The sequence below is a fragment of the Kitasatospora aureofaciens genome, from assembly GCF_019192735.1.
GTDB classification, from domain to species: Bacteria; Actinomycetota; Actinomycetes; order Streptomycetales; family Streptomycetaceae; genus Kitasatospora; species Kitasatospora aureofaciens_A.
In genome coordinates this window covers 1-750 of the sequence record NZ_JAHTKP010000193.1, presented here as the reverse complement: position 1 = coordinate 750, position 750 = coordinate 1, and the positions used below count along the sequence as shown (strand labels likewise).

The window sequence follows — 750 nt, the reverse complement described above, 5'->3', positions numbered from 1 at the left end:
CTTCTTGTTGCCGTTGTTGTCGAACAGCAGCGGGTTCTCGCCGGTGCGCCAGGAGTCGCTGTCGCGGATGCCCCAGACCGTGATGCCGGTGCAGCGGGCGACGTTGAGACAGGACTGGACGGTGTCGGCGTAGGCGGTGGCGGGGGCCTGGGCGATGTCGAGTTCGGTGATCTGGACGTCCACGCCGAGTGCGGCGAAGTTGGCCAGGGTGGTCTGGTAGCTGGGCGGGGGGCCGCCGGCGCCGAAGTGGCTCTGGAAGCCGACGCAGTCGATGGGCACGCCGCGGGACTTGAAGTCCTTGACCATGCTGTAGACGCCCTGGGTCTTGGCGTCGGACCAGTTCTCGATGTTGTAGTCGTTGTAGCAGAGCTTGGCCGACGGGTCGGCGGTGCGGGCGGTGCGGAAGGCCTCCTCGATGAAGTCGTCGCCCAGCACGCGCTGGAACACGGAGTCGCGGTGCCGGCCGCTGCCGTCGTCGCTGAACGCCTCGTTGACCACGTCCCAGGCGTAGATCTTCCCCTTGTAGTGGGACATCTCCTGGGTGATGTGGTTGTTCATCACGCTGCGCAGGGTGTTGGCGTCGCCGGTGGACTTGACCCAGTCGGGCAGTTGGGAGTGCCAGACGAGGGTGTGGCCGCGCATGCGCTGGCCGTGCGCGGAGGCGTGGTTGACGATCGAGTCGGCGGGGGCGAAGTTGAACGACCCGCGCGAGGGCTCGATGGTGTCCCACTTCATCTCGTTCTCCGGGGT

The 750-nt window shown here is 66.8% G+C and carries 1 protein-coding gene; it reads right to left on the bottom strand.

Features of this window, described 5'->3' with window-relative positions; translation table 11 throughout:
* Nucleotides 1-750, bottom strand: a 750-nt coding sequence (locus KV557_RS41955) for an endo-1,4-beta-xylanase (RefSeq protein ID WP_218207384.1), incomplete at both ends; no start/stop codon positions are given.